Annotated in this window: 19 protein-coding genes; 8 read left to right on the forward strand and 11 right to left on the reverse strand. The window is 41.8% G+C overall.

Annotation, left to right across the window (positions count from 1 at the left end; all coding sequences use genetic code 11):
* Window positions 1-42 precede the first annotated feature (42 nt).
* From AABK40_RS07205 to istB, 4 genes are all read left to right on the forward strand, one after another.
* Window positions 43-1,023 (forward strand): iron chelate uptake ABC transporter family permease subunit, encoded by a 981-nt coding sequence (locus AABK40_RS07205; RefSeq protein WP_338396595.1) that lies wholly within the window; start codon window positions 43-45, stop codon window positions 1,021-1,023.
* A 4-nt stretch (window positions 1,024-1,027) separates the two neighbouring features.
* Window positions 1,028-2,002, forward strand: a complete 975-nt coding sequence (locus AABK40_RS07210; RefSeq protein ID WP_338396596.1) for an ABC transporter ATP-binding protein — start codon at window positions 1,028-1,030, stop codon at window positions 2,000-2,002.
* 684 nt (window positions 2,003-2,686) lie between these two features.
* Window positions 2,687-4,207, forward strand: coding sequence for an IS21 family transposase (gene istA, locus AABK40_RS07215; RefSeq protein ID WP_338396597.1), 1,521 nt, complete (start codon window positions 2,687-2,689; stop codon window positions 4,205-4,207).
* Window positions 4,208-4,218: 11 nt separating this feature from the next.
* Complete coding sequence (istB, locus tag AABK40_RS07220; protein ID WP_338396598.1) at window positions 4,219-4,953, forward strand: IS21-like element helper ATPase IstB; 735 nt, start codon at window positions 4,219-4,221, stop codon at window positions 4,951-4,953.
* Between the two features lie 460 nt (window positions 4,954-5,413).
* Here the strand turns inward: istB and AABK40_RS07225 are convergent, their stop codons facing one another.
* From AABK40_RS07225 to AABK40_RS07245, 5 genes are all read right to left on the reverse strand, one after another.
* Complete coding sequence (locus tag AABK40_RS07225; protein WP_338396599.1) at window positions 5,414-5,755, reverse strand: hypothetical protein; 342 nt, start codon at window positions 5,753-5,755, stop codon at window positions 5,414-5,416.
* A gap of 352 nt (window positions 5,756-6,107) precedes the next feature.
* The gene (mnmA, locus tag AABK40_RS07230) at window positions 6,108-7,304 is read right to left on the reverse strand and encodes a tRNA 2-thiouridine(34) synthase MnmA (protein ID WP_332922574.1); all 1,197 of its coding nucleotides are present in this window, start codon (window positions 7,302-7,304) and stop codon (window positions 6,108-6,110) included.
* Between the two features lie 98 nt (window positions 7,305-7,402).
* Window positions 7,403-8,128, reverse strand: a complete 726-nt coding sequence (locus AABK40_RS07235; protein ID WP_332922573.1) for a tetratricopeptide repeat protein — start codon at window positions 8,126-8,128, stop codon at window positions 7,403-7,405.
* 65 nt (window positions 8,129-8,193) lie between these two features.
* On the reverse strand, window positions 8,194-9,801 hold the full coding sequence (locus tag AABK40_RS07240; RefSeq protein WP_338396600.1) for a S8 family serine peptidase: 1,608 nt from the start codon (window positions 9,799-9,801) through the stop codon (window positions 8,194-8,196).
* Window positions 9,794-10,126 carry a thioredoxin family protein gene (locus AABK40_RS07245; protein WP_338396601.1) on the reverse strand — a complete coding sequence of 111 codons (333 nt, stop codon included), beginning with the start codon at window positions 10,124-10,126 and terminating at the stop codon, window positions 9,794-9,796. The genes AABK40_RS07240 and AABK40_RS07245 overlap by 8 nt, the downstream gene beginning before the upstream one ends.
* 142 nt (window positions 10,127-10,268) lie before the next feature.
* On the opposite strand from AABK40_RS07245, the gene AABK40_RS07250 reads away from it, so the two are divergent.
* Together AABK40_RS07250 and AABK40_RS07255 are read left to right on the forward strand one after the other, a co-directional pair.
* Window positions 10,269-10,883 (forward strand): beta/alpha barrel domain-containing protein, encoded by a 615-nt coding sequence (locus AABK40_RS07250; protein ID WP_332922570.1) that lies wholly within the window; start codon window positions 10,269-10,271, stop codon window positions 10,881-10,883.
* A 103-nt stretch (window positions 10,884-10,986) separates the two neighbouring features.
* On the forward strand, window positions 10,987-12,678 hold the full coding sequence (locus tag AABK40_RS07255; RefSeq protein WP_338396602.1) for an ArnT family glycosyltransferase: 1,692 nt from the start codon (window positions 10,987-10,989) through the stop codon (window positions 12,676-12,678).
* Here the strand turns inward: AABK40_RS07255 and AABK40_RS07260 are convergent.
* The 6 genes from AABK40_RS07260 to AABK40_RS07285 all read right to left on the reverse strand — a co-directional run bounded on the left by AABK40_RS07260 (window position 12,668) and on the right by AABK40_RS07285 (window position 24,222).
* Window positions 12,668-15,967 carry a SpoIIE family protein phosphatase gene (locus tag AABK40_RS07260; protein ID WP_338396603.1) on the reverse strand — a complete coding sequence of 1,100 codons (3,300 nt, stop codon included), beginning with the start codon at window positions 15,965-15,967 and terminating at the stop codon, window positions 12,668-12,670. The two genes, AABK40_RS07255 and AABK40_RS07260, sit on opposite strands and share 11 nt — an antisense overlap.
* 461 nt (window positions 15,968-16,428) lie before the next feature.
* Window positions 16,429-19,707 carry a PP2C family protein-serine/threonine phosphatase gene (locus tag AABK40_RS07265; protein ID WP_338396604.1) on the reverse strand — a complete coding sequence of 1,093 codons (3,279 nt, stop codon included), beginning with the start codon at window positions 19,705-19,707 and terminating at the stop codon, window positions 16,429-16,431.
* 363 nt (window positions 19,708-20,070) lie between these two features.
* Window positions 20,071-21,438: a hypothetical protein gene (locus AABK40_RS07270; RefSeq protein ID WP_338396605.1), complete on the reverse strand. Its 1,368-nt coding sequence runs from the start codon at window positions 21,436-21,438 to the stop codon at window positions 20,071-20,073.
* Between the two features lie 184 nt (window positions 21,439-21,622).
* Window positions 21,623-22,249, reverse strand: coding sequence for a phosphatase PAP2 family protein (locus tag AABK40_RS07275; RefSeq protein WP_332922566.1), 627 nt, complete (start codon window positions 22,247-22,249; stop codon window positions 21,623-21,625).
* Window positions 22,246-22,938, reverse strand: coding sequence for a tRNA (guanosine(46)-N7)-methyltransferase TrmB (trmB, locus tag AABK40_RS07280; protein ID WP_332922565.1), 693 nt, complete (start codon window positions 22,936-22,938; stop codon window positions 22,246-22,248). Before trmB ends, AABK40_RS07275 begins: the two co-directional genes overlap by 4 nt.
* 6 nt (window positions 22,939-22,944) lie before the next feature.
* The gene (locus tag AABK40_RS07285) at window positions 22,945-24,222 is read right to left on the reverse strand and encodes a bifunctional folylpolyglutamate synthase/dihydrofolate synthase (RefSeq protein ID WP_332922564.1); all 1,278 of its coding nucleotides are present in this window, start codon (window positions 24,220-24,222) and stop codon (window positions 22,945-22,947) included.
* Window positions 24,223-24,400: 178 nt separating this feature from the next.
* Between AABK40_RS07285 and AABK40_RS07290 the strand changes: the two genes are divergently transcribed.
* Together AABK40_RS07290 and AABK40_RS07295 are read left to right on the forward strand one after the other, a co-directional pair.
* Window positions 24,401-24,991 (forward strand): DUF6134 family protein, encoded by a 591-nt coding sequence (locus AABK40_RS07290; RefSeq protein ID WP_338396606.1) that lies wholly within the window; start codon window positions 24,401-24,403, stop codon window positions 24,989-24,991.
* A 124-nt stretch (window positions 24,992-25,115) separates the two neighbouring features.
* Window positions 25,116-25,238 (forward strand): hypothetical protein, encoded by a 123-nt coding sequence (locus tag AABK40_RS07295; protein ID WP_332922562.1) that lies wholly within the window; start codon window positions 25,116-25,118, stop codon window positions 25,236-25,238.
* Window positions 25,239-25,247: the final 9 nt, after the last annotated feature.

Here is a 25,247-nt window from a genome sequence, read left to right on the forward strand (position 1 = left end):
CCTCAAGTAAATAGACAATGGGTTTGGCCTATTCTACTGATATTGTGCGTATTATTGTTTGTGTTGGATCTTAGTCTGGGGTCTGTCAATATTGCTTTCACGGACACTTTTCACCAATTGGTAGGAGGAGGTGAAGCCAATATAAACCACGCTATTATTTTTAAACTCCGACTTCCCCGTGCATTGGCAGGTATTATTGTCGGTGCCGCACTTGCTGTAGGAGGCTTACTGATGCAGTCACTGTTCGGAAATCCTTTGGCAGGGCCGTCGGTTTTGGGGATTTCCTCGGGTGCCAGCCTTGGCGTAGCGATGGTCGTTCTGCTCGGTGGTGGATCTGTGTCAGCTACTTATTTATCGGCCGTAGGGCTGGGGCAAGGAGCGGTAGTCGTTGGAGCCGCCCTTCTCGGATCGTTTTTGGTGTTCATGGCGATTCTTTTGCTCAATAATAAGCTGAAAGATGCGGTAAGCCTGCTGATCGTTGGTGTCATGATTGGCTTCCTGACGAATGCAGTGGTGGCGATCGCCCAGTTTTTCAGTCAGCCAGAACTGATTCAGGATTATCTTTTATGGTCTTTGGGCAGTCTTGCAGGCTTGGATTTTTCACAGTTGTCAGTGATGGCCATTATGGTCGGCCTGGGAATTGCAGGCGCCTTATTGCTGGCAAAACCATTGAATATTTTACTCTTGGGAGAGAATTATGCCAGAACCATGGGTATGCCCATCCGTCAGTTGAGAATGCTTATTGTAGCCATTACCAGCGTGCTGACTGCCGCCACGGTAGCCTTTGTTGGTCCCATAGGTTTTGTTGGGATTGCCGTGCCACATTTGGTGCGGAAAATTTTCCTGACCGCCAACCATTGGTTGCTTATTCCCGCCTGTGGATTGACAGGTGCAATGCTGATGTTGCTTTGCGATATCATTAGCAAGCTCCCAGGTAGTCAAGCGGTATTGCCATTAAATGCTGTTACAGGGTTACTTGGGGCACCGATCGTCATTTTAGTCATCATTAATCGGAGGGGATAACGGCGTGATAGAGTTAAAGAAGGTAGCCATCGGTTATCAAAAAAAAGGAGGAGTGCTTACCGTTCAGGAAAACATCAATGGGTGTATTTCAAAAGGTAAATTGGTGGGGCTTTTAGGGGGAAACGGAAAAGGAAAATCGACCCTGCTACGAACCATTCTCGGGCTGCAGCCTGCCCTCAAAGGCGAAGTCCTGATTCAGGGCATTCCATTGTCAGGAATCAGTGCAAAAGCCATGGCCAAAGAGGTGGCTGTGGTATTGACGGATAAAATTCAGACGCCTTATATGACCGTCCGAGAGCTGATTGAAAGTGGACGATCGCCACATACCAATTGGTGGGGAAAGATGAAGCATGAAGACCTGCTACTGATTGAACAGGTGATTGATCAACTTGGGATTGATGCCATTCAGCATCGCCCCTTTAATGAACTGTCTGATGGGCAAAAGCAATTATCTCTGATTGGCAGGGCACTCGCTCAGGATACTGGGGTGATTTTACTTGATGAACCTGCGGCACACCTTGATGTACCCAATAAAATAAGAATTTTTTCCTTGCTTCAACAGTTGAGTAGGGGAGGTAAAACAGTATTGATTTGCTCCCATGACCTCGACCTCAGTTTGCGGTTCTGTGATGATCTGCTGCTGCTTCATCAGGAAGAGTTGCCTGTATTGGGGATGGCGGAAGAATTGGTCCTGAACGGTACCTTCGGACGCTATTTCAATCAGGGGGAAGTTCAGTTTAATATTCAGTCTGGAAGGTTTGATTTTCAAAAAAAGTTTCGCCGTCAAGTGAATATTGATACTGTGCCGTCACCGCAAAGGCGGTGGCTTGTTCAGGCCCTTCACAAAAAGGAAATAGGAATCAGTCCTTTGCCCACTGAAAATGAAATTCAATGGAAAGATTCCCAATGGCACTTCAATAGTCAGCAATTTGATCATTTATCACCCCTGATAAATGCAATAGATACTTATTTAACATAACGCAATTCCGTCATTTTTTTCACACAAAAAACCTTTTACTTTCTATAGAGGAGGCGCCTTGTCGTGATTGTCGTCGTCGATGAAAATATTTTCATTATTAATATCATTAGCTAAAATATATAGTATTTGCATATGTAAACAACTGTTTAATAAGATATTACAATGTTTTTCGCAGTGCAATAAATCTATCTTTTGGTAGTTAATTGCTTATTTAGAGCAACCGATGAAGCCGTTAGGATTACACTCTTAAGCTGGGAATTGATGAAGGACAGAAATGTTGAGGTGCCGTGTATCAAGAATTAAAGGCAGAACAAGCCGAGGAATTTTCTACGATTGCTGATGCCAATTGCGGAGGTAATAAATCACGCAATCCATAAATGCCGCATGAATATTTTTGCTGACGACGGTCGGTGAGTTTTAAAAGACCTTTTTAAATCGAAATGCAAGGACGAACCATTTTTCATTTGAAGACCATTCAATTTGGCGTTATTGGGGGCGTTGAATTTAGGCTCACGCTAAACCCAATCTCATGCCTGGTTATTCCGGATCGGATTGTGCCACGGATTTCGGACTATTTGTGCCAATAATTTCGGATCGGATTGTGCCACTTTTGGATAGGGTGAAATAAATGACTATCGTTTTTTCTAACCAATAGAAAAAGCGATGGCTAACCCTATAAATACAATGGATATCAAACAGATAATCACTTTAAAGAAAGATGGAGTCAGTAATCGACAGGTTCATAAATTGCTTGGCATTCACCGTAATACAGTCAATGAATATGTTAAGAAATTTGAGGTCAGCTCGTATTCCATGGATGAGTTGCTGACCTTTAATGATCAAAAACTGCGGGAATTGTTCACCACCAAGACGACAATGGATAAGGGCCGGCATAGTGGGTTGATGTCTTATTTTGACAACAATGATCTTAGGCTCAAACATCCTGGCTTCAATGCTCAGTTCCACTATTTTGATTATTGCAACAAGGTAGAATTGCCCTATGGTTACACGCAGTTTATGGAACATTTTAACCGTCGCTACAAAACACCGAAGGGTTCAATGAAGCTTAATCACGTGCCGGGTGATAAGGTTTATATTGACTTTGCTGGTAAAAAATTACATATCACTGACCGAAATACAGGTGAGATGATACCGGTGGAAGTGTTTGTGGCGATCCTGCCGAGCAGTCAATATACATTTGTCTGTGCTTGTAGGAGCCAAAAAAAGGAGGATTTGATCACCTGCATGAAGAAAGCATTTCAATTTTACAGTGGTGCTCCCAAGGCGATTGTACCGGACAACTTGAAGTCAGCTGTTAGTAAATCGAGTAAATACGAGCCGGAAATTAACCGAAGTTTCAAGGATTTAGCCCGTCACTATGATTGTGTGGTCAGCCCGACTCGCAGTTATAGTCCGCAGGACAAAGCATTGGTAGAAAACGCCGTTCAGTTGGCCTATCAGCGGATTTATTACCCATTACGGCAGATAACTTTCTTCAGTTTGCAGGCACTAAACCAAGAGATTTCAAAGCTACTGATGGCCTACAATGATACCATTTTGCAACGGGCAGGGGCAAGTCGAAGGCAGTTGTTTGAGTCCACTGAAAAGGCTACGCTAAAGCCATTGCCAGTTGCTGAATTTGAGATGATTGAGTACCGGTCAGCTAAGGTTCAACAAGTTGGATACGTGTATTTATCCCCTGACAAGAACTATTACAGCGTCCCGTATCGCTACATAGGCAAGCAAGTCCAACTGCAATACACCCAATCATCGGTCTGTGTTTATTTCAATTCAGAGCGAATAGCAACTCACCGCAGAAGTTATCAAAAAGGACATTATACAACAGATACAGATCACCTTGCGAGCACCCACCAAGCTTATCTGAAATGGTCACCGGAGTATTTCAAAAAGCGAACGTCATCGATTGGAGAACAGACATCAAAGTATGTAATGCGAATGATTGACCACTTTGAATATCCGGAAATAGCTTATAAACGTTCTCTCGGAATACTCAATTTGGTGAAGAAATATAGCTCTGACCGCCTTGAAAAAGCTTGTTCACTCGGAATGCAAGCTGAAGCATACTCTTACAGGCACATCGCTAATATTCTTGAAAACAAGATGGATCTACAACAAGAGTCAAACGAACCGATCGCTGAGATTCCCCCGCACGAAAACATCCGTGGCGCCTCTGCCTATCAATAAACTCCAAAACAATGAACAGTCAAACCATTGAAAAACTACACAAGCTCAGGCTATTCGGCATGGCCGAGCTTCATCAACAGCAATTGAATAATACAAATAAACAGTCACTTACAGTCGATGAATATTTGGCTCTTTTGGTGGATCATGAATATGATCAACAACAAAACAGAAGGGTCGGTAGGCTACTCAAACAAGCTCGTTTGAGGCAAAACGCAAACCTAAATAGTGTAAACTACCATGCCAACCGTAATTTAGACAAGAACACTTTCAGCCGTTTAGGTACATTGGATTTTATTGACAAAAAGGAAAATATCATCCTTACCGGACCTTCCGGAGTCGGAAAAAGCTACCTCGCACAAGCCCTAGGGCATCAGGCATGCATGATGCAAAAAAAGGTGCGCTATAGCCCTTTCGCTAAGTTAATCGATCAGCTCCACCTGTCTAAAATTGACGGCACATATCAAAAGGAGTTGTCTAAAATTAACCTGTCTAAATTATTGATACTCGATGATTTCGGTCTCCACTCATTCAATAAAAATAGTCGAGAGATCATGATGGACTTAATCGAAGAACGACACAATTTTAGCTCCACCATCATTGCGTCACAACTACCTGTTTCTGCATGGCACAAGATGATCGGTGAAGGAACAATTGCCGATGCTATTCTGGATCGAATTGTTCATTCTTCACACCGGATTGAGCTCAAAGGCGACTCCTTGAGAAAGGGGAAGATCGAACACCTATAATTGAAAAAACGTTAAAAATTAAAGCCCTTCAAAAGTGGCACAGACCCTCCGAAATGAGTGGCACGGTCAGACCGAAATAGCCATCATGCCTTTGGAAAATTATCCAACAGCGTTCAGCGTTAAAGTACGGGTAGCGAAAAGTGTAACTTCACCTGTTGATGGTTAAATATAGTATTCACGATTAGACTTGTCGGTAAGCATGTGGTCCAGATATTTCTTGTGCGCTAAGAATGGCAGATCAAAATTTCAATCTGTAATAAGACTGTTTCGAAGATGTTTTCAAAACCACTTAATGAAATGAATAACAGTTAGATATACCTGGATTTACGCAAAATTTTAAAATGTTTATAATTTGTATTATGTTAAATACGGTTAATTATTATTCTTAATCAAAGTAAATATCCTTCTTCTCTTCACTATAAAACCTCATTGCTTCATTCTGAAAGTCCATCACTAACCATCACCCAAAAACAGGCTGCTTTTCGATAAAGGTCCTGTGGATGGCCATTGCCAAAAACAAATATCCGAGGAGTCCATAACCGCTGATCATAAGGAATTCCCATTTCAGAAAAGTGTTCATTCTTTTCTTGCCAATGCCTGACTGAGGATGGGCTGAAATCAACTGCTTCAATGCCTGGTATTTTGCGGCTCCTATTAAACCTATCAGCATAAAAATGATACTGAGTAATCCGTTGATGGGCCACATGGCACTTTCATTCACAATGCTTACCGCTATGCAGCCTGCCGTCAAAAGCCAGCTGAGCACGGCCAACCGATACCCTATGGATTGGTATACCTTCATGATAAAAAATTTCAGTAAAAATATGAAAGCCATCACCCCAATTAAGGAATGATGGCTTTTTATAAGGTACCTACCAATGGCTTTTGAGAGGTTTTATCAAAATCTCTATTATAACACGATTTGGGCTGCTAACCAGATCAACCTTCCACTGTTGACAGCCTTCCGAAGATGACTGACTGAGATAAACTCAGTTGAGGCCTGGTTTTACTGAATCGCTTTACCCGGTAATATTAAAACTGTTAGATTTGAAAAACGTGACCACTGATAGGATTTATCTTTAGTCATTTTCTATATTCAAATATACGTAAAAAATAGCTTTAGGGAACGCCCACGGCTATTTTTTTTAATATTTTTAACCGATTGTCCCTGATCCTATCAGTTCTTCGCCATCATACCAAGCAACGAATTGCCCGGCAGCGACCCCTACTCTTTCAGTATCGAAAACCACGTACAGGCCTTCTTCTTTCTGATATAAGGTTGCTGATGAAAGATCCTCTCGGTATCTAATTCTTGCCTGAAAGCGCTTCATCTCTCCGACCTTCATGCGTAAATCTTCCCGAACCCAATGGGTCTCTTCATTGCTCACAAAAATCCCGAAACGCTTCAAACCTGGGTGATCTTTTCCCTGTCCGGTGAAAATCACATTGGATTCCGTGTTGGTATCAATAACAAACAACGGCTCCACAGTTCCACCGATTCCCAGTCCTTTACGCTGACCAATAGTATAGTAATGTGCACCACGATGATCACCAACCTCTTTCCCCATACTCGGATGAAAAAAGAAAGGTGCAGCAATGGCTTTCAGCCACTCTTCCTCGTTTGCAGCATTCTTTATTTTGGCTTGATAGGCTTCAAAAACTGGTGCATCCGCAGGAATCTCATACACTTTTCCCGCTTTCGGTTTCAGCTTTTGCTGAAGGAAATCTGGCAAGCGCACCTTCCCAATAAAACACAAACCCTGAGAATCCTTTTTCTCGGCAGTAATCAAATCGGCTTCTTTAGCGATTCTTCTTACTTCCGGTTTTTCAAGATCACCAACAGGGAACAGTGCTTTGGATAATTGCTCCTGATTTAATTGGCAAAGGAAATAACTTTGATCCTTGTTATCATCCTTACCAGCCAATAGCTGATATACCTGCTCTCCATCTTTCTCTATGGACGATTTACGACAGTAATGTCCGGTAGCCACGTAATCAGCACCAAGCTCCAGTGCAGTCTTTAAGAATATATCAAATTTTATTTCTCTGTTACATAGCACATCAGGGTTTGGGGTTCTCCCCTTTTCATACTCATTGAACATATAATCCACAATACGTTCCTTGTACTGCGTGCTTAAATCAATGGTTTGAAATGGGATTCCCAATTTCTGGGCTACAATTAGGGCATCATTTGAGTCTTCCAACCAAGGACATTCGTCGCTGATCGTTACGGAATCATCATGCCAATTTTTCATAAACAGGCCGATTACATCGTAGCCTTGCTCTTTGAGTAAATAGGCCGCCACAGAGGAATCAACGCCTCCCGACAAACCAACTACCACTCTTTTCATCTATTCTCCTTTCGATTGAATCTCAAAGTTAAGGAACTACAAATTGCGAACCAAAAAAGTAGGCATCGATCAACGTTATTTTACGATAATAAAGAAATTTAAGGCTTGGGCTTACAATAATCCTTGATAAGGTCTTTGAGTTCCGTCATTCCAAGTTCATAAGCCTTATTGAAATCTTCGCAGGCGTAATCGAGTTCTTTTAAATCATTTTCTGCGAGCCCTCGCTGATAATAGACCTCCGCATTATTTGGGTCAAACATCAGGCAGGTATTGAAAAAGCCAATGGCGCGGGTGTTTTTTCCCTGTTGGCGGAGGCAAATGCCAATATAGAAATAGTCTGAGGCTTCATCAGCTTCAAGCAAAAGTGCCTCCTGAAAATCGCCCAATGCCCGTTTGAAATTGTCCTGCAGGTAATACACCATCGCCCGCGAGCGATAGGCTTCCGGCAGTTCGTCATTAAGATCAAGGGCGTGAGTGAAATCCATCACGGCACCGTCATCATTTCCCAAAGACATTTTCAACTGCCCACGCACCACATAGGCCATGGTATCTTCAGGATTAAGCGTCAGTGCCATATTATAATCTTCCACGGCCTCCTGCCCCATTTCCAAGGCTTCACGTGCCATTCCCCTGAGCATATAAATCGCAGCATTCTTCATGTCCACGTTTACAGCCTCCGTAAAAGTCGCTTCTGCCTTTTCAATCTCACCTTTATCATAAAGGGCGAGTCCTTTATCGATTAATTTTTGAGCATTTGTTGATGTCTGAGCTACCGCTCCAAAACTGCATATCAGCAGTAGCATTAATGTCAGGGTGTATTTCATTGGTATAAAAAATTTTATCAAATATGGCAGAAAAAATCAAATGCTGAAAATTATTGTCCAAAAGCTTATTTCACTACCAGCTTTTGACTGCCCTGCCCACGAGCACACTTCCAAACCAGGCTGTACACTCCTGGATTCAAATAGGTGTTTATGGGCAAAGAGACCAGGCTGTAGGCCTCCAGCTGGGCATTCGTTGAAACGACCTGGCTCCCCTTACTGTCATAAATCAAAAACTGACAATCCGTAACTGGGGAAGCCCCCACCAACAACTGAATCCGGTTTCCTTCAATAGGATTTGGGGCTATTTTAAACAAAGCAGTCAGTGGCTTTTCATTGCTCAATGGCTTACATTCATTGAATGGCACCCCGTAGCCAAGCTCAACGGTAGGGCTTTCACATCGGTGACTGATTTCATGAAAATACGCGATCACTCTCTCAGGCCGCCAGTCAGGGTGCTCTTTAAGAACCATGGCCGCAACACCCGCCACCATTGGACTCGCAAATGAAGTTCCGGAATTGGTGCCAAATCGATCCTGCCAGGAGGCCACCACCACGCCACTGCCCAACGTGACTACATCAGGCTTTATTTCGTCGGGGTCTTTGGTGCCGAAAGAAGAAAAGCTTGCCCTTCCCCAGGTAGAGGTTACCGCCCCTACGGCCAATACCTCTTTGCTATCAGCGGGCATGGAAACTTTTTGCCAGCTTTTCCGCCCTTCATTTCCTGCAGAATTGACCACCAAAATACCGCGGCTTGCGGCAAAATTCGCCGCCTGGGTAATCATTGCCGACGCACCATCGAGGTCGTCCCAGGTATAATTCATCTCCGGATCATCGAAATCGTAATAACCCAGTGAAGACTGTATCATATCCACGCCGGCACTGTCGGCATACTCTGCCGCCATCATCCAGTTGAGCTCCTCGTAGCGATACTCATTACGGACATCCTCGGTAACGCACAATAAATAATCGGCATCGGGTGCTATCCCTTCAAATTTCCCCTGCTCATAATACCCCATCACCGAAAAAACATGGGTGCCGTGTGCGTGGTAGCGAAATACATCTTTGTCAGGTTCAATAAAATTTTTCTGTCCAATTAACCGCCCCTGAGCAATTGCCTGAAAACCGGCGCCCCCGGCATCTTTCATATGAATAAAGCCGGCGTCGAAAATGGCGATTTTTATGCCCTCTGCATTCCACCCTTCATTTCTCAGTGAATCCACTTTAAGAAAATTGTTATTCTGTACATTGGTCAGGTTTTGATCGGTACCATAGCCTGCTTCACGTTCTATGGGCTGTACGTGTTCGTGGTCATCCACAGGGCCGAGGTAGGTTACCGCATCTACGCCATCAATCGCCAAAAGCGCCTCCTGCTGATCTTTATCTGCTATAACTTCCACTCCATTCAGCCATTTGGTCTGACCGATTAGGGAAAATCCGGCATCTTGAACCTCTTCGATATATTTTTTACTGACGGGCAAATCCGTTTCGTCAACACTAATCCCCAGGCGGTTTCGTCGTTCAATAGCTGCTGAAGAAAGAAATTCTTCGGGCTTGCTGATGGAATAATGGCTTCCTGCCTTATCGGCAAACTGAAGCAGAAAACGTGCATCCTGAGCAAAGGCGGAACAGAAGGTGAAGAAAAATAGCAGTAAAACGGTTAATCGTTTAGTCATCTAAAAGAGATTTGAGAAGGTTTATGAAAACATCTGGCTTGTTGGTGGCTTGGTGCGCTTGCAGCACTCCTTCTTTATAAGTCGCAAAAAATGGCAAACTTGTTACATTGGCCTCCTTTCGCAAATCAGGAAATTGCCCAATATCTACGGTGAAAAAATCAATCGCCGGAAATTCGACAGATTTGGCGGCGAACAGGGGTTTCAGCCGTTTGCACATACCGCACCAGGGCGCTGTAAATAGCACTACCGCACGTTGCCGTTCCTGAATCGATGACCGGTAATCGGTTTCCGAAAGTGATTTTATATTTGGGGAATTTGCTTCCATAGCACTAAAATTCTAATTAAAGGTTGTGAAGTACACAGACTATTTCGTAATTCGTAGCACATTTCGCCGTTAGGTTTACTTGCTAAACGAAATAGCAGCGAAATCAGCAGTAAAATTAAAATAGATTTTTTATAATATTGATATGGCCCTAAAAACATTTGTCAAAATCAGTGAAGTAAACAACCTGAGTGATGCGCGCTACTGTGCAGGAATGATGGTTGATGCAATTGGCTTCCCTGTGGATCCTGCAATGGCAAACTACCTGAAGCCAGAGGAATATACCGAAATTACGGAGTGGATTTCAGGCATTGCCAAAGTGGTAGAATTCGAAAGCAATGATCTTCAGCTTATTCAGCAGATGACCGTTGAGCATCAGGTGGACTACATTCAGGTCATGCACATTGATCTTTTGGAAGCACTACAGAGCACCGGCAAAAAGTTGATTTACAAGGTTGATCTTGCGCAGAAATCAATGGATGAAGTCGAGGATGAAATCAGTGATATTGAAAGTTATATCGAATTTGTCCTCATTGAGGACAGCCGTGCGGTAAGCATGAAGGAAGACCTTGAGGCGGTTTATGAATTGTCTAAAGAGTATGACATTGTGCTTGGCTTTGAAGTAAATCAGCAAAGTCTGCCAAAATTGCTGAACTCTGAAATTAAGGGTATTGCCATTAAAGGTGGTGAGGAAATTCGTCCTGGATTTAAAAACTACGATGAATTTGAAGAAATCCTTGAGGCGCTTGATGAAGAATAATCTTTTGAGCATTGATAAAGAAAAAGTCGCATTCAGTCATTTGAATGCGACTTTTTTTATGCGTCATCGTAATAAAGATTAACGCCATCCCTTCCTTATTACTTTGAACAAACCCAACAGCAAAACGCAACAGTTATGGAGTAAATATCAAGCAGAGATATTTATCACTATTATAGGACTTCTGCTGTTTGTACCCTATACGCAAAGCCTTCCACTGATTGAAGGTCAGGAGCTCAACTTGGCAGAAAAATCCCGAGAAATGTGGCTCACCAAGGAATGGTGGATTCCGCAGATAGGCTTTAAAAAGATTTGGGGCGACCTGCCACTCTTTAGCTGGTTGATTACAATTTGCACACAACTTTTGGGTGATAACCCACTGTTTTTTAGGCTACCAAATGCTATTAGTGGTGTTTTTACTTTAATCATGATTTACAGGATGGGTAAAAGCCTTCATGGTATCCGAATGGGATGGCTGTGGCTGGGCAGCTACCTGACCTCCTTTCTTCCTCATTTCTTCTTCAGGTTTATTAACCCGATTCCACTGCACCACCTGCTATTTTTCAGTGCATTGTATTATTTCTACATCGGCATTCATAAAAAATCTGATAAAAACCTTTTGCTGTGTGGTTTCCTTACGGCCCTCAACCTTTTGCTGGCAGGTTCTGAGGCACTCATTATTCCGATAGTGGTGATGGTGGTCATTTATACCATCAACAGAAAAATGCCCCCCTTCAAAGCCACTCAATTTACACTGATTTTAATGGGCTTCTGTGCGCCAATACTCATTTATTGCGTTTTCTTTCTGATGCAACACAGCATCGAGGATCTTGCGCTTTCGGTATTTCCAAACATGAGCTTGATGGATCGCTACCATTCTTATCATGGGCCAATTCCAAGTACCCATTTATGGCTGATTATTGCGGCCTGTTTCCCGATGAGCTTACTTGCGATTGCCTATTTCATTTCCAATATCAATGAACAGCGCAACAAGCTTTTTAAAAAATTTATGGCCATTACCCTTTGGGTAATCCTGATTTTATTTGCTTTTCTGCCTTCAAAAAACTGGTTTTATTTTAATGCCCTGGCCTTGTTTCCACTCAGTTACTTTTCGGGCCTGTACCTCAATCAGATCTTCCTGCAGAAGCGTACCTTTCCTGTTTGGTTGTATTCTTCTATTTCCCTGATGGCCATAATTTTTGGCGTAGGGCTGTATATTTTACCCAAACTTGCCGAAATCAGTGGGGTATTGCCGCTCGAAGATTACCCGCTGATCAGACAAATGTTTGAAACCCTGAAATTCAATGGAGAACAGGACGGTATTATAGGCCTATTATACACCGCAGGTATTTTGTACGGCCTCTACCTGATGGAGCGAAAAAAAATCACCTTTGCCGTCGAGATCATTTTCTTCTCTATTGTCCTGAGCATTCAGTTTTCCCTTTACCGTTATTTGCCGGTTGTTGAGGAGGCCTACCAGGGGCCTGCCCTGCGGTTTATTAAAGCTCATAAGGCAGAAGATTGCTACATTTTGGCCAGTGGCACCAATAATGCGTCCCCTTTATTTTATGGTCAACAGCAAAAAAGCGGTCCTAAAAGTCAGTCTGCTGACTGGTTACTTTTTGGCAATATTGATAAAGACCTGTACATCTATATCCGAAAAGAGCAGCATTTCAGGGTTAGAGGCGTGAGAAACCTAAGGTTGATATATGAAGAAAATGGCTTCTATTTTTATCACCGTCCTGCGGTTCATCAAGATCCTGAAAAGGAAAAAGCAACTTCCTCACCTAAGCCATAAATTCATCCCGATTGAAGACGCCATGACGCGGCCCCTTGTGTTTAACAGAGGCAGGGCGGCAGCCAAACACCATCACATCGTCCACCAATTCTTCCTTACCTTTCCATTTATCGAAAAACTCAGCAATGCGCGTCCCCTGTTCCTCTGCAGGTTGTCCGATGATCGACTCAAAATATTCATTCTGCAGTCTTTTTTTCATCTTCCGCCCATGCTCACCCCCAAACTGATCGGAGAAACCATCAGTGGCCAAAAATATTTCGCAATCCTTGTCAAAGGGTTCCTCAAAATAAGTAAAGCTGAAATCACGATCAAAGATGTTATTGCCGATATAAAAACGATCACCTTTGATCACTTTCACTTCTGAATGCTGCACCAGCAATAAATTCATATTTGCCGCAGCGAAATTTAAAACCTGCTGATTTTTATCCACCAGTACAATCCCTATTTCAAGTCCTTCACCGCTGCGATTCTTTGCCGTAGCCTCTCGGAAAGTAAACTGTTTTTGAAGCTCCCTTAAAATTATCGCAGGATTGGTTTCTGCTCTATTAAGGACAATTTCCTCCAATGTTCGCCTTGCATACATGGTCAGCAGTGCCGAGGCAACCCCATGCCCTGTACAATCTGCCACTGCAAAAATCACCCCCTGAGGCACCTCTTCAATCCAGAAAAAATCACCGCTTAGGTGATCTTTCGCCCGCGAAAAAAGAAAAGAATGAGGAATGAACTTTCTGATGGTAGATAATGAAGGTGAAAAAACTTTTTGAACCCGCTTCGCATAAACAATCGACGCCTCAAGGTTTTGGTTTCTTGATTCCAATTCTCGGTTAAAGCCCTCAATCTCCTGAGCCTGAATGGCAATTTTTTTATTTTGCTCCTCTAAAACCACCGCTCGATGTTCCAATTCCTGTGTTCTGTTATGCACCTGTTCCTCGAGATATTCATTTCGGGCCTTTATTTTATGGAGGCTGTACCTGCGGGCAATGTAGATATTTATCAGTAGCAAAAATACATAGAGCGCCAGCATATAATAAGACAAATACCATGGCGCACCGACACTCAGGTCAAAAGTTATTGGCGCAATGAAATGATCAAAATTATGCCGTGCCTCAATCGTTATTCGATGTTTTCCAAACGCCAGCCCAGACAACTGAAACTGCTGCCCCGAACCCCAGCTCTGCCAAACTTCCCCATCCACCAGACACCTGTACATAATCTTAGAATGGTGGTCGTAATTTGCCGTCGCCACTTGCAACAACAGGCTCTCATCGCTTTTCAGTTGCAATAAGGTCGGCTGTAAATCCTGATTAACAAAAGTGGTGGAGGTGTCTCGAGGTGCATTGACCACCTTTTGATATTTGAAGAAGCACAATTGCAGACTGTCTTTGGCCATTGTGAAATCTCGATAGACATAATGATCTGTCAGAAAAAACAAATACTTATCCTGCCCGATTTTTTTAGAAAGGCTGATATGCGCTGCATCACGGTGGCCTAAACCCAATGGGTAACGATCTCCATTTGCATTTTGAAAGTAAGAAAAACCCGCTTTGGTCAGCACCACTTTCCCTGGGCCCTCTTCCTGAACATAGATGCGATGTGAATCGGCCATATTTTCTACCAACTGAAGAGCGCCTTCTTCTGCATCAACATGGAAGGTTTGTTCCTTAAAGGCAAAATATAGCTCCTTGTTCTCAAAATAAAACATCCCTTCATCGCTCTGTTTTTGAGTTACAACAACCCGATTGTCCATTCTTTTATAGAGTTGATCGGCATTTGGCAATCGTTTACCGTTAGTATATTTTTTAGTATACTCCTCTATCGGCAGCAAGTGATCCATCAAGAAATCAATTTGAGCGTTGTCTAATTCAAGGAATCCAATATTGTTGCCATCAAAAAATGAAAAAGAAAACCCTTCACCATTTTTGTGATTATGGTGAACTTTTAAAGGGGAAAATTTAGTATCCAGATAAACTGAAAAGAAGAACAGCTGACGTCCAATAAATTTCGCCACCCCAATAGTTTCTGCCCCGAAACACGCATAATATACCTCACCTTTGTAGACAAACTTTTTATACTGGGTAATCGAAAGATTGCCTATTTTTTTGAAGCCTTTAGATTTATCCAAATAGCAATAAAGGAGCTCCGATTTACCGCCCACAACTAAAGGATAATACACACTTATTCGCTCAAGGTGATCGTTTATCTTATGCAAGGTTTCTACTGAAAACCGCCCAGCAGAATCGTCATAAGTAAAATGATTAAACTGCTCATCAGCAATATAATATTGTAGATCATTTTCCGCTACACTTATTCGGCTTCCCTCAGGAACATAAACATTTAGTTGCTGATTTTTTGATAAACATTTCAAATTTCCATGACTGCCCCACCAAATATTTTGCTGCCGATCTACCAAAAAACCATAAGCTTGGTCTTCATCTTGAAAACTGCCCATCTTTTTCAACGCCTTGCTATGGATGTTAAACAGGAAAGGCGCCGATCGGGCCACGTCAAGGAGAATGTGGTCATCATCATATTTAATGGCTGCTTTTACCTTGTACTCCAGTAATTCCTCAAAAAACAAGGAATCCGTGATACTCTTCCCTGCTGTATTATATTGATAAACTTCCCCTTTGCGGTTAAATATAAAAGTATTGTTATTCAGGCTGCAAAATCCTACGGGAGTGCTTCTCAATTTGAGGTGGGCCAACGGTTCAACGGCCACTAAATTCTCGTCTTGTAATTGAAATACCCCTTTAAAAATGTCCGTAACCCAATAATTACCCTCATCATAATACACACTATGACCTTTCCGAAGATCAAAAGTTCGCCACTGTTGCTCCTGAAAATCATATTGACCAACTTTTGTATCGATGAGGATTGTTACCCGATCGTCTTGCACACTAAATATTGGACTATCTTTAGGTTCAACACTGAAAGGCAATGCACATTTTAACATGGCGCCTTTCGCGGGATCATAGCGATGCAAACTATCCTCCGTCAGGCCAAACATGACCCTTTTTTTATTAAAAAATCGTTTGATATAAGGTTTTGGTGAAGGGTATTTATCATTTAAAGGAATGACTTTTTCACCCTGTACCAAACCTATGGACTGGCTTTTACCGACCACATAAATCAACCCATGATCATCTTCAAAAATCTTCTGCTCAAAAGTAAATTCTGATATTTCATCCTCAAGGGTGATGGTGGTCAGTTTGTGATCTATTGATCCCTGAGTGGGTTTTGCCTCCGTAAAGTGAAGCAAGGCAAGCAGTAATAGGTATATATAAGACATTGCGGTAATCCAAATAAAAAAATAAAAGCGTCATGCTCCCATATCAATAATTACTTAATGTATTATTTAAATTATTAAGCCGCAAATGTATCGCTTTATTTGGGCTGAATATCCTTCAAATGGTTCAACTTTTATTTTATCGGTCTCGCCTTTCCAATAAGAATGGTATCGCAACAGCTTCCGACAGGTTATGGTGTAGGCTGTCGAAAATATGCCATCAGCCTGATTAAAAACTTGAGTTCTACCGATAGGTAAAAAATAATTGACAGCCTACTTTTGAATGAGGCAGGCCTCCAGGAAAATTGTGTAGGAATTACGGCTTGTAATACTACCCTATGGGTTGTGGGTTACATCTAATTATGTTGGGTTGAAAATATTATACAATCCCGACTTTGCATTATGTTAAACAGTATTGGCTCATCAGAATAATTGTAGAGATCAATTGAGGAGAATAAAATTCCCTAATTCAAAAGAAGCTGCGCATTATCCGTGGCGGATTGTTGTTGCATTGCTGCTTTTTCAATCAAAGCATAAGGTTTACAGCCAATCACCATCGCATCATCAATTGCCTCTTCTGCGCCACGCCAAGCTTTGTAAAAAGCTCTTACCTTCTCTCCTTGTTCATTGGCATCGAGCCCATGAATTTCAGAAAACAGTTTATTTTGTCGGTGAACCATCATTTTTCGGCCTCTGGGTCCACCAAACTGATCGGAGTAGCCATCTGTCGCCAGAAATATTTCCGTACTTTCTTCAATATCGGCTTCAAAACAGGTAAAACCTGTCTGCGATGAGGTTGTCGGTGTTCCGATATAAAAACGGTTTCCTTTAAACACCTCTTCCACCGTCCGTGATTTATGAAATAGATTGATATTTGCCCCTGAGAAATAAAGCTTCTTCTCCTCAACATTAATCATGACGATACCAATTTCCAGCCCTTCGGTATCCATATCATGATCATGCTTTTCTTTCTCCAGAAATTGGCGCTGAAGTTCGAGAAGGATCAATGCAGGATTATGTTGTTTCTTCGTAACGACCACTTCTTCGAGACATCGGCGTCCGTACATGGTTAATAATGCTGAAGGCACCCCATGCCCGGTACAATCTGCAAGGGCAAAAACCACCCCTTGAGGCACTTTATGAATCCAGAAGAAATCCCCCGTCAGTTTGTCTTTAGCCTTTGAAAACAGAAAACATTTTGGCATAATTTCTCTGATACCAGCTTCTGACTTGGTAAACATTTTCTGTACCCTTGAGGCATAATTGATGGAGGCTTCCAGCAGGCCGTTTCTGGTTTCAAGCTTCCTACGACCTTCTTCAATCATATCGGATTGCAGCTTGATTTCAATGTTTTTTCGTGACAAAACCGCATTTTTCCGATTCAGCTCTCGGGTACGTTCTGCGACATGAATTTCCAGTATCCTGTTTTTCTTTTTTACCCGCTTGATCATCAATCGATAAATAAACAAGATGAGCAATAAATAAATCAACAAAGCCGGCTGACTCAAATACCAGGGCCAGGCCACTCTAAAATGATGGTCAAATCGGGAAATTCGGGCACCCATATATTCCCGCCCTTCAATTTCGAGCAGATAGCGACCCGTGTTTAAACCAATCAGGTCTATATTTTTAGATGCCGACCATTCACTCCACTCCCCTTTATTCAGGCGGTACCTAAACTTGTTGGGCTCATGATTATTGTAAAGGGGCACTCCAACTTCCAGACGCAAACCATCACCATAAGCGAGTACCTGAGGCAAAGCCAAAGAGGCAACCGATGTGCCTGCTGAAAGTAATTTATGATTGAGCACTTTTACTTTCATCGGCTTTCCCATCGCCAACCGCTGATCGTACAGATAGATGCTTTTGGCGGAGTAAAAAGCGGTGATATTATCTGAAAGTTTGAAAAAACCTTTTAGTTGATAAAGCTCCTTTACTGTGGAAGGAAATGGTATTTTGGGTTCAGTATCATCGAGTACATCAGATTTGTACACCATATTATTTTTGACCGTCAGCACGCACAGTTCACCTGTCTGGGAGGTCAAGATAAGCCCTTCGAAATTTTTTCGGAAAAGCACCATTTTATTGTTCTGCGCGTCAAACCTGTAAATATCATCGTTGAACCACGCATAGACCTCCTGCTTAACCTTGAAAAATTTCACGGCTTTTGTTTTTTTGTCAGTGATGAATTGTTTACAAATAACTTTGTAATCAAGAAGATCATCATGGTTATTGGTAACAAAAAGAGGCGATTTGTTCGATGCTTTTGCGGTCATTAAATCCACACTTCTTCCCGCCTTATTCCAGCCGTCTTTCAGTTCCAGTAAACCAATATTATTTCCGTCATGAAATAGAAACTGAGGGTTTTTATTGGGGCTGCCAATATATATGCCATATTCTGGGTCAATGTCTTTATTGTATGCTGTAAACCAGAAAGTCTCAATTTTCCCATAAGGATCCAACGCGAGGATTCCCAGGCGGTAAGGACCAAAGCAGGCAATATATTCTTTATTTTCCCACTTAAAAGCCTCAAACCTGCGGTAACTCATCCTGGTAAGCAGCAACAATTTTTGCTGATCGACACGACCTATCGAAGTGCCGATTTTTGAACAAAGCAGTGTACTGTCTTTCAAAAAGATGTGATTGAAATCTCCTTTCAGCGCTTTCACCTTCTCGAGTGTAATCCCAAAATTATCTTCCGCTAAAGCCACCTTGCGCAAATAACCATCAGCATAAAGGAGGCTGTCTGTGCCCTCAACTTTAATAATAGGATCATCGAGCGTTATTTCCCGAAATACTTGTTCAAAAGAAACATGCTTTAGCTCATTTTTATTCAGCCACCAAATATTTTTCGCATGATCGACGAACATATAAGAAGAGGAAGAATTCTGACTTGCCTTTGTAACGGGGTAGCACGAATGTTTCTTGAGATTATATACAATAGGAGCGCTGTATTCAAAACTCAGTGCCACATGGTTTTGATCAAGAAATTGCGCCCCTGTCAAACCATAACTGACCAAGCCCTTTAATTGGCTTCGGGTAACCACCTCTTTGGTTTTCGGGTCATACTGAATAATATAGCCCCGACGATTGAAAAAATACACCAGCCCATTTTCAGCTTTTAATATACCAACGGGGGTACTTCGTTTTCTGAAATTCACCTGAAAATCAGATAGGTGAATTTCTCCATTCTCATAAATATAAATGCCTTTTAAAATATCGGTAATCCAAATCTGATGGCCAATAAAGTAAAAGGAATGACCAAAGGTAAGTGGAAAAGATGACCACTTGTCTTGCTGAATATTATAAACCCAAAATGCAGATTTCAGGAGGATATAAATCGTTTTTTTACGCAACTTCAGCAGTTCAATATCTACTCCCTTGAGCGCATCAGGCAGCGCAATATTTTGCTGATCTCCACTAACGGAAGTGTACAATAATTCCGTGGGATTTACACTGACATACCGACCGTCCTCAGCAATATAACTGTGCAGGGTCGTCGAATCCATTGGAAACCTACTGACTTTAGAGAAGGCCTGATCGTTGACCAAGCGCACCTGATGATAGCTATTCTTAAAATAAATAAAGCCTTGCTGATCCTGAAATATCGGCTGACCTATCGGAACCTGTTCAATTTTCGCACTCACACTTAATCCTGTCGCTTGCTCGGTAAACCGATCCTGCGCCACGACAAAAGTGGAAAAAAACACAAAAGCTATAAGTAAAAAAAGGCGGGTCTTCATTCAAAAAGTGGTGATTTAATTCCCCAAAATACAAAATTTCATACAGCCACAAGCCCTGTCCAATAAATTATTTTATCTATACTAAAAATCACTTCATTTAATCCCAATAAACTATTCAAATGATTCAAGTTTCTCTTTGAAGTCTACTGTTCAATTTTCTTCTCTTAGTGTTCTGTCAAATGAATAATGTCTATTTTTTTATCAACAGATTATACAGATTTCCGCAGACTTCTTTTATCGCTTATGGGGATTTCATTGGGGCTTGCTTAATTGAACTAAACCACAAATCAAAAAAACCATTCAAATCAAGGGTATAGAGGTCTGATTAGCCTGTCGAATATTTTCAAAAAACATGTACACGAGTTAAGCAGCCATTTGAACGCTCATCATTGCTTTTGCCACGGCTTCCTTATCTTTGATTTCTGCCACTTTTACGGTGTCAAATCCTGAAACAAGTTCGGCAATTTCATTTTCTTTCACAAAAAATAAGGGAATGGTCAGCAAGTGGTTGGTGCACATTTTCTGTGGGTGGCTGCTCATTTTTGATTTGTACTTTCCGAATACGCTTTCGATGATAGCACTGCAACAAAAAGGGATGTCTTCACCAATCGTTTTATAGGTTTTATGAAAATAATGAGTGATTTTTTCTCTGAATATAGTTGGCCGATCCCCTTCGAGTTCTTCCATTTTTTGAGTTAATTTCAAAATAGTTTTGTGACTTATCCCTTCCGTTCTGCCAACCGACAATATTTCTTTGATCACTGGGGTCAAAGATATCAAATCCTTGATGAAAGGTGTATGATCACTGATTTGGAGGAGGCTCAAAGCCGCACCTTTGCTTTCTTCGGCGACATTTTTCAGCTCAGGACCGACCTTTCTAAACCACTTTTCATATTGCCCAAGCTGATGAAACCTACAATGATGCCTTACTTTTGGAGGGGCCAAATGTGCATATTCCCCACACGCTAAATCTTTTCTGAGTTCACCAACCCATTTGATGAAATTCTTGTAATCATCTGTATCGTTATATAGATTTTTCAGTGTCCTTGATACTTCATGGGTGATATCCGAAACATGATCAAGCCCCAGCAAGGCTGTAGCCTTAAGTAAATTAGAACCTTTATCGCTTAGGACATATTGAATTTTCAGCTTCTGAACGAGTGGTTGAAGTTCCTTATAAATTACATCTGCCGACCAACCTTTTTTCGCACCAAGATAAACCAAGTGACAGTCCTCAAAACGTAATGTACGCTGCTGGTCAGAAACCGACACAGGAACGGCAAGTACCAAAAACAATTTCTTCCCGTTGAATGAAATGCTTTCATCACAAATCAAAACACATGGCCGCTCAGGTGAAAATGGTTCGATGGCCTGCATTCCTGCTTTTTTTAACCAATTATCAATCGTCGAATGGTCAGGGCATTTACTATCTATGTGCATTTGTTGAATGAAAATACGCAATACCGTCTCACTATCACGAAGGCTCATGCTGGTTTCAGTATGTAAAATTAAAGCCAAAGTAATAATGGCCGAACAGTAGCTGTGGTGCTTGATTTTTTTCCCACCAAACTCCGACTTGTTTTTAGACTTTTCCTCTTTGTACTTCTTTTCCCAAAAAGAAGCCCGAGCCTTATATCTTTTAATTTTGATACTGTCGTTTCGCCTTTTTCGTTTGGCTCTTTCTGTTGACTTTTTCTTTTTTAGAGATTGTTTGTTATTTTTAAAACTCAAAGCGATTCTGGTAAGGTTGAATGACGGTTTGGACACTCAAATTTAACCTTTTTTCTGGAATCGCTTTTTTTGTGAATTTTCGACAGGCTAAGGTCTGATAATTACCGACAAGACCGACAACAATTGACGACTCACGAATTGCAGGACAAAAAAAACACAGCAATAATTGCTGTGTTTTCTGTACTTAGAATAATGGTTTAGCCCATTTTTTTCGCAGTTGCGGATGCCAATAGTTCATATGATAATGAACGGCAAAAGCGCAACCCATTCCGAGCAGTGAACCGAAATAGATATCCACCAGGAAGTGTTGTGCCAGATACACCCTTGAGATGGCGGTTGTCAGTGCGATAACCAACCACAAGGTTGCCCAGCTGGATTTCCGTGCAACAATGATCAGGTAACCACAAACGGCAAAAATCATTGCAGTATGCCCTGACGGAAACGACCACCGACTGTGTAGGCTTACGCCTTCCACAATGTTCAGTGTAACATCATGAGGCCACCAGGCCGACGGTCTTGGAATATCAAAAGCCCTCTTGGCAATGAATGTCAGGATCGTCTGAACGATAATCACCAGTGCCCCTTCAAACAAAACATAACGACTGATGCGCGCGAGCCCAATGGCAAAGAGCACCAATGTCACCCCTTCTCCGAGTTTGGTGGCATATTTAAAGAACACATCCCCAAATGGAAAATGGTGATGGTTCACCCAAATTTCTACAGGTCCTTTCCCATACATCAGCAACAAGTAACCTGCGATCAGCAGAAACAGGCCGTATATGGGCATTACAACTTTTAGTTTGTTTTTCATTTGGTATAAGTGGTAGGAATGGATTGATCAAATTTAAATTTAAGATATTTGATATCCTCTCCTTTCTCTGTAAAGAGCTTTTCATAATGGGTTTTAATGCCATAATGCTCCTTCAGTAACTCCTCCTCTTTGTACAAATCAAATGTGTACTCCAAATTCAAAATATCCTTTCGTGCTTTCAGTACTTCAAGGGTGTATTCAAATAATGGCGTGTTGTCCGTTTTGAATTTCACCCAGCCGTCTTTGGCCATCAATTTTTTATACATTTCCAAAAATCTCGGGTGCGTCAGTCGGCGCTTTTCATCCCTGTCTTTTGGTCGTGGGTCAGGGAAGGTAATCCAAAGCTCGTCAATCTCTTCCTTATCGAATAACTTTTCAATATGCAGAATTTCTGTTCTCAGAAAAGCGATATTCTCAAGTCCTTCCTCAATGGCTTTGGAACTGCCGAGCCAGATTCTGGCCCCTTTAATATCCACCCCAATATGGTTTTTGTCTGGGTTGGTACGCCCCAAGCCTACTGTATATTCTCCTCTTCCGCAGGCTAACTCAACCACCAAAGGTTGATTTTTCGGGAAATGGTCACTATTCCACTTCCCCTTAATTACCTCGAACTTTTCTTTTCCTGGTTCAATAATATTGTATCGAACCGCATTATCAGCAAAACGTGCTAATTTACTGCATCTCCCCATTGTATTCTATAGTTGTTCTATTTCTGCGACGACGAATGTACTGCCGCCTATAAAAATCAAATCTTTTTCCGTTGCCATTGCTTTGGCCTGCTCAATTGCCTGAGCCACCGTGCCACAATCCTGCCCCTTGAGACCTTGTTTTTCAGCCATGGCAAGCAATTCCGACGAAGCCATCGCTCTCGGCACTTGCGCCTGAGAGAACAAATATGTTGCCGATTGCGGTAATAGCGAAAGAATTGGTGACAAGTCTTTGTCATTGACCATCCCCCAGACGATAAACAGTCGCTCGAATTGCTCCGTTTTCAGCTGTTCCATCACGGCGGTTACCCCATCGATATTATGTCCTGTATCACAAATTATTTTTGGTGATTCAGCCAGCACCTGCCAACGCCCTTTTAGGCCAGTCAGGCTGACAACCTCTTCCAGGCCAGCAACTATATCGCCAAGCTCAATATGCCAGCCCATACTTTTAAGGCTCAAAACCATTTCAAGCACCGCAAGAATATTTTCTTTCTGATAGCTTCCTTTCAGTTGTGGTGCCACTGCAAACGAAATACCGTCCTGCTCCGAAGAAATCACATACAGACCTCCCTGTTCTTTCAGTTGCCAATAATCCGATGGGTAAACTAAACCTGCATTTTTCTCCTCAGCGATCTTTTCAAAAACAGGAATCAGTGCCTCCTGCTTTCTCCCGATAATCACGGGAACCTCTTTCTTGATAATGCCCGCCTTTTCAGCCGCAATTTCCTCAAGCGTTTCCCCAAGCATCCCCTGGTGATCAAGGCCAATATTGGTGATCATCGTCGCCATTGGCGAAAGCACATTGGTGGAATCAAGTCGGCCACCAAGCCCTACTTCAACAATCGCAATATCCACAGCTTCCTGCGCAAAATAGTCGAAAGCCATCGCCACGGTCAATTCAAAAAATGAAGGAGAAACATCCTCGATCATATCCTGATGCTTTGCCACAAAATCCACCACATCCTGCTCCGCAATTTCCTGCCCATTCACTTTAATGCGCTCCCGAAAACTCTTTAAATGCGGAGAGGTATATAAACCGACTTTGAAACCTGCGGACTGCATCACGGCGGCAATCATATGTGAACAACTGCCTTTGCCATTCGTGCCAGCGATATGGACACTCTTGAATTTTTCCTGCGGATTGCCCAAAGCATCGCACAAATTCAAAGTATTGGTGAGGTCCTTTTTGAATGCCGTCGCTCCCTGACGCTGAAACATCGGCAACTGTTGATACAAAAAGTCAAGTGTTTCTTTATAATTCATAATTTGATCAACCTAAAGTAATAATTAGGCTATTTTTGCTGATTAAGTAGGACAAAAATACAAAATTGATCCATACCCCACCGTTTTTATCTAATATTTCCACTGATCAGCTTAGAAGGCAAACCAAACGGCAGTAATCAAGATATAATATAGAAGACCCATTAATCCTGTGCTGCCCATGAACTCCGTAAAAACCTATATGCTCCTCTTACTGCTGATGATCAACGGTGTTCAATTTGCAACAGCACAATTGCTCATGTTTGATATTTTTATTGGCGGAAAAGTGGTTGGTGAGATGCAGGTGGAGAAAAAGCTTCAAGGATCACTTGAACAATACTCCATGAAATCCTCCATGGAAGTGAATCTTTTCAAAAAGATGATCAATGAATTTACCATTAATGTAGAGTATATCAATGGCAAATTGACCTACAGTTATTTTGAAAATTACTTAAATCAAGACTTGAAGGAAAAAACGATCATCCAGACAAAACAAGGAAAACTCTCTGTCACCAAGGAAGATGACCATTATTTTATAGGTGAAGTACCTTTTTCCATCATTCGTGCATATTTTGAAAAACCTACTGGACAAAAAGTGCTTTTCAGCGAAAGACTCGGTGAGTTCCTCGACCTGAAAAAAGAAAGTGAAAATGCCTATAAATTAAAGGTAGGCATGATGAAGGAAAGTCATTTCTATTATCAGGACAATAAATGCGTGAAAGTGGAAGGTAAATTTGGGCCAACAAGCTTTACTTTCTTACGTCAAAAATAAAATAATACAAATGTTGAATAATCATCGTTTTCGAGCATTTTTTAATGGAAATTTTTATGCAAACGATTGAAATTTCACCTATCTTTGTTTTATAAAATATCCCCCAATATTTATATAAACAGATATGTCTAACGATTTTTCACATTCCGCCCCTATTGCAAGTGCAGCAAAATTTTACAAAGAATGGCAAGCCAAACAGTCTGCCAAAGGTAAAAACGACAACAGTAAACCAAACAAAAAGAAGTAAGCCCCCAAT

Origin of the sequence: Persicobacter psychrovividus (assembly GCF_036492425.1) — a bacterium.
In the GTDB taxonomy this organism is placed as follows: Bacteria; Bacteroidota; Bacteroidia; order Cytophagales; family Cyclobacteriaceae; genus Persicobacter; species Persicobacter psychrovividus.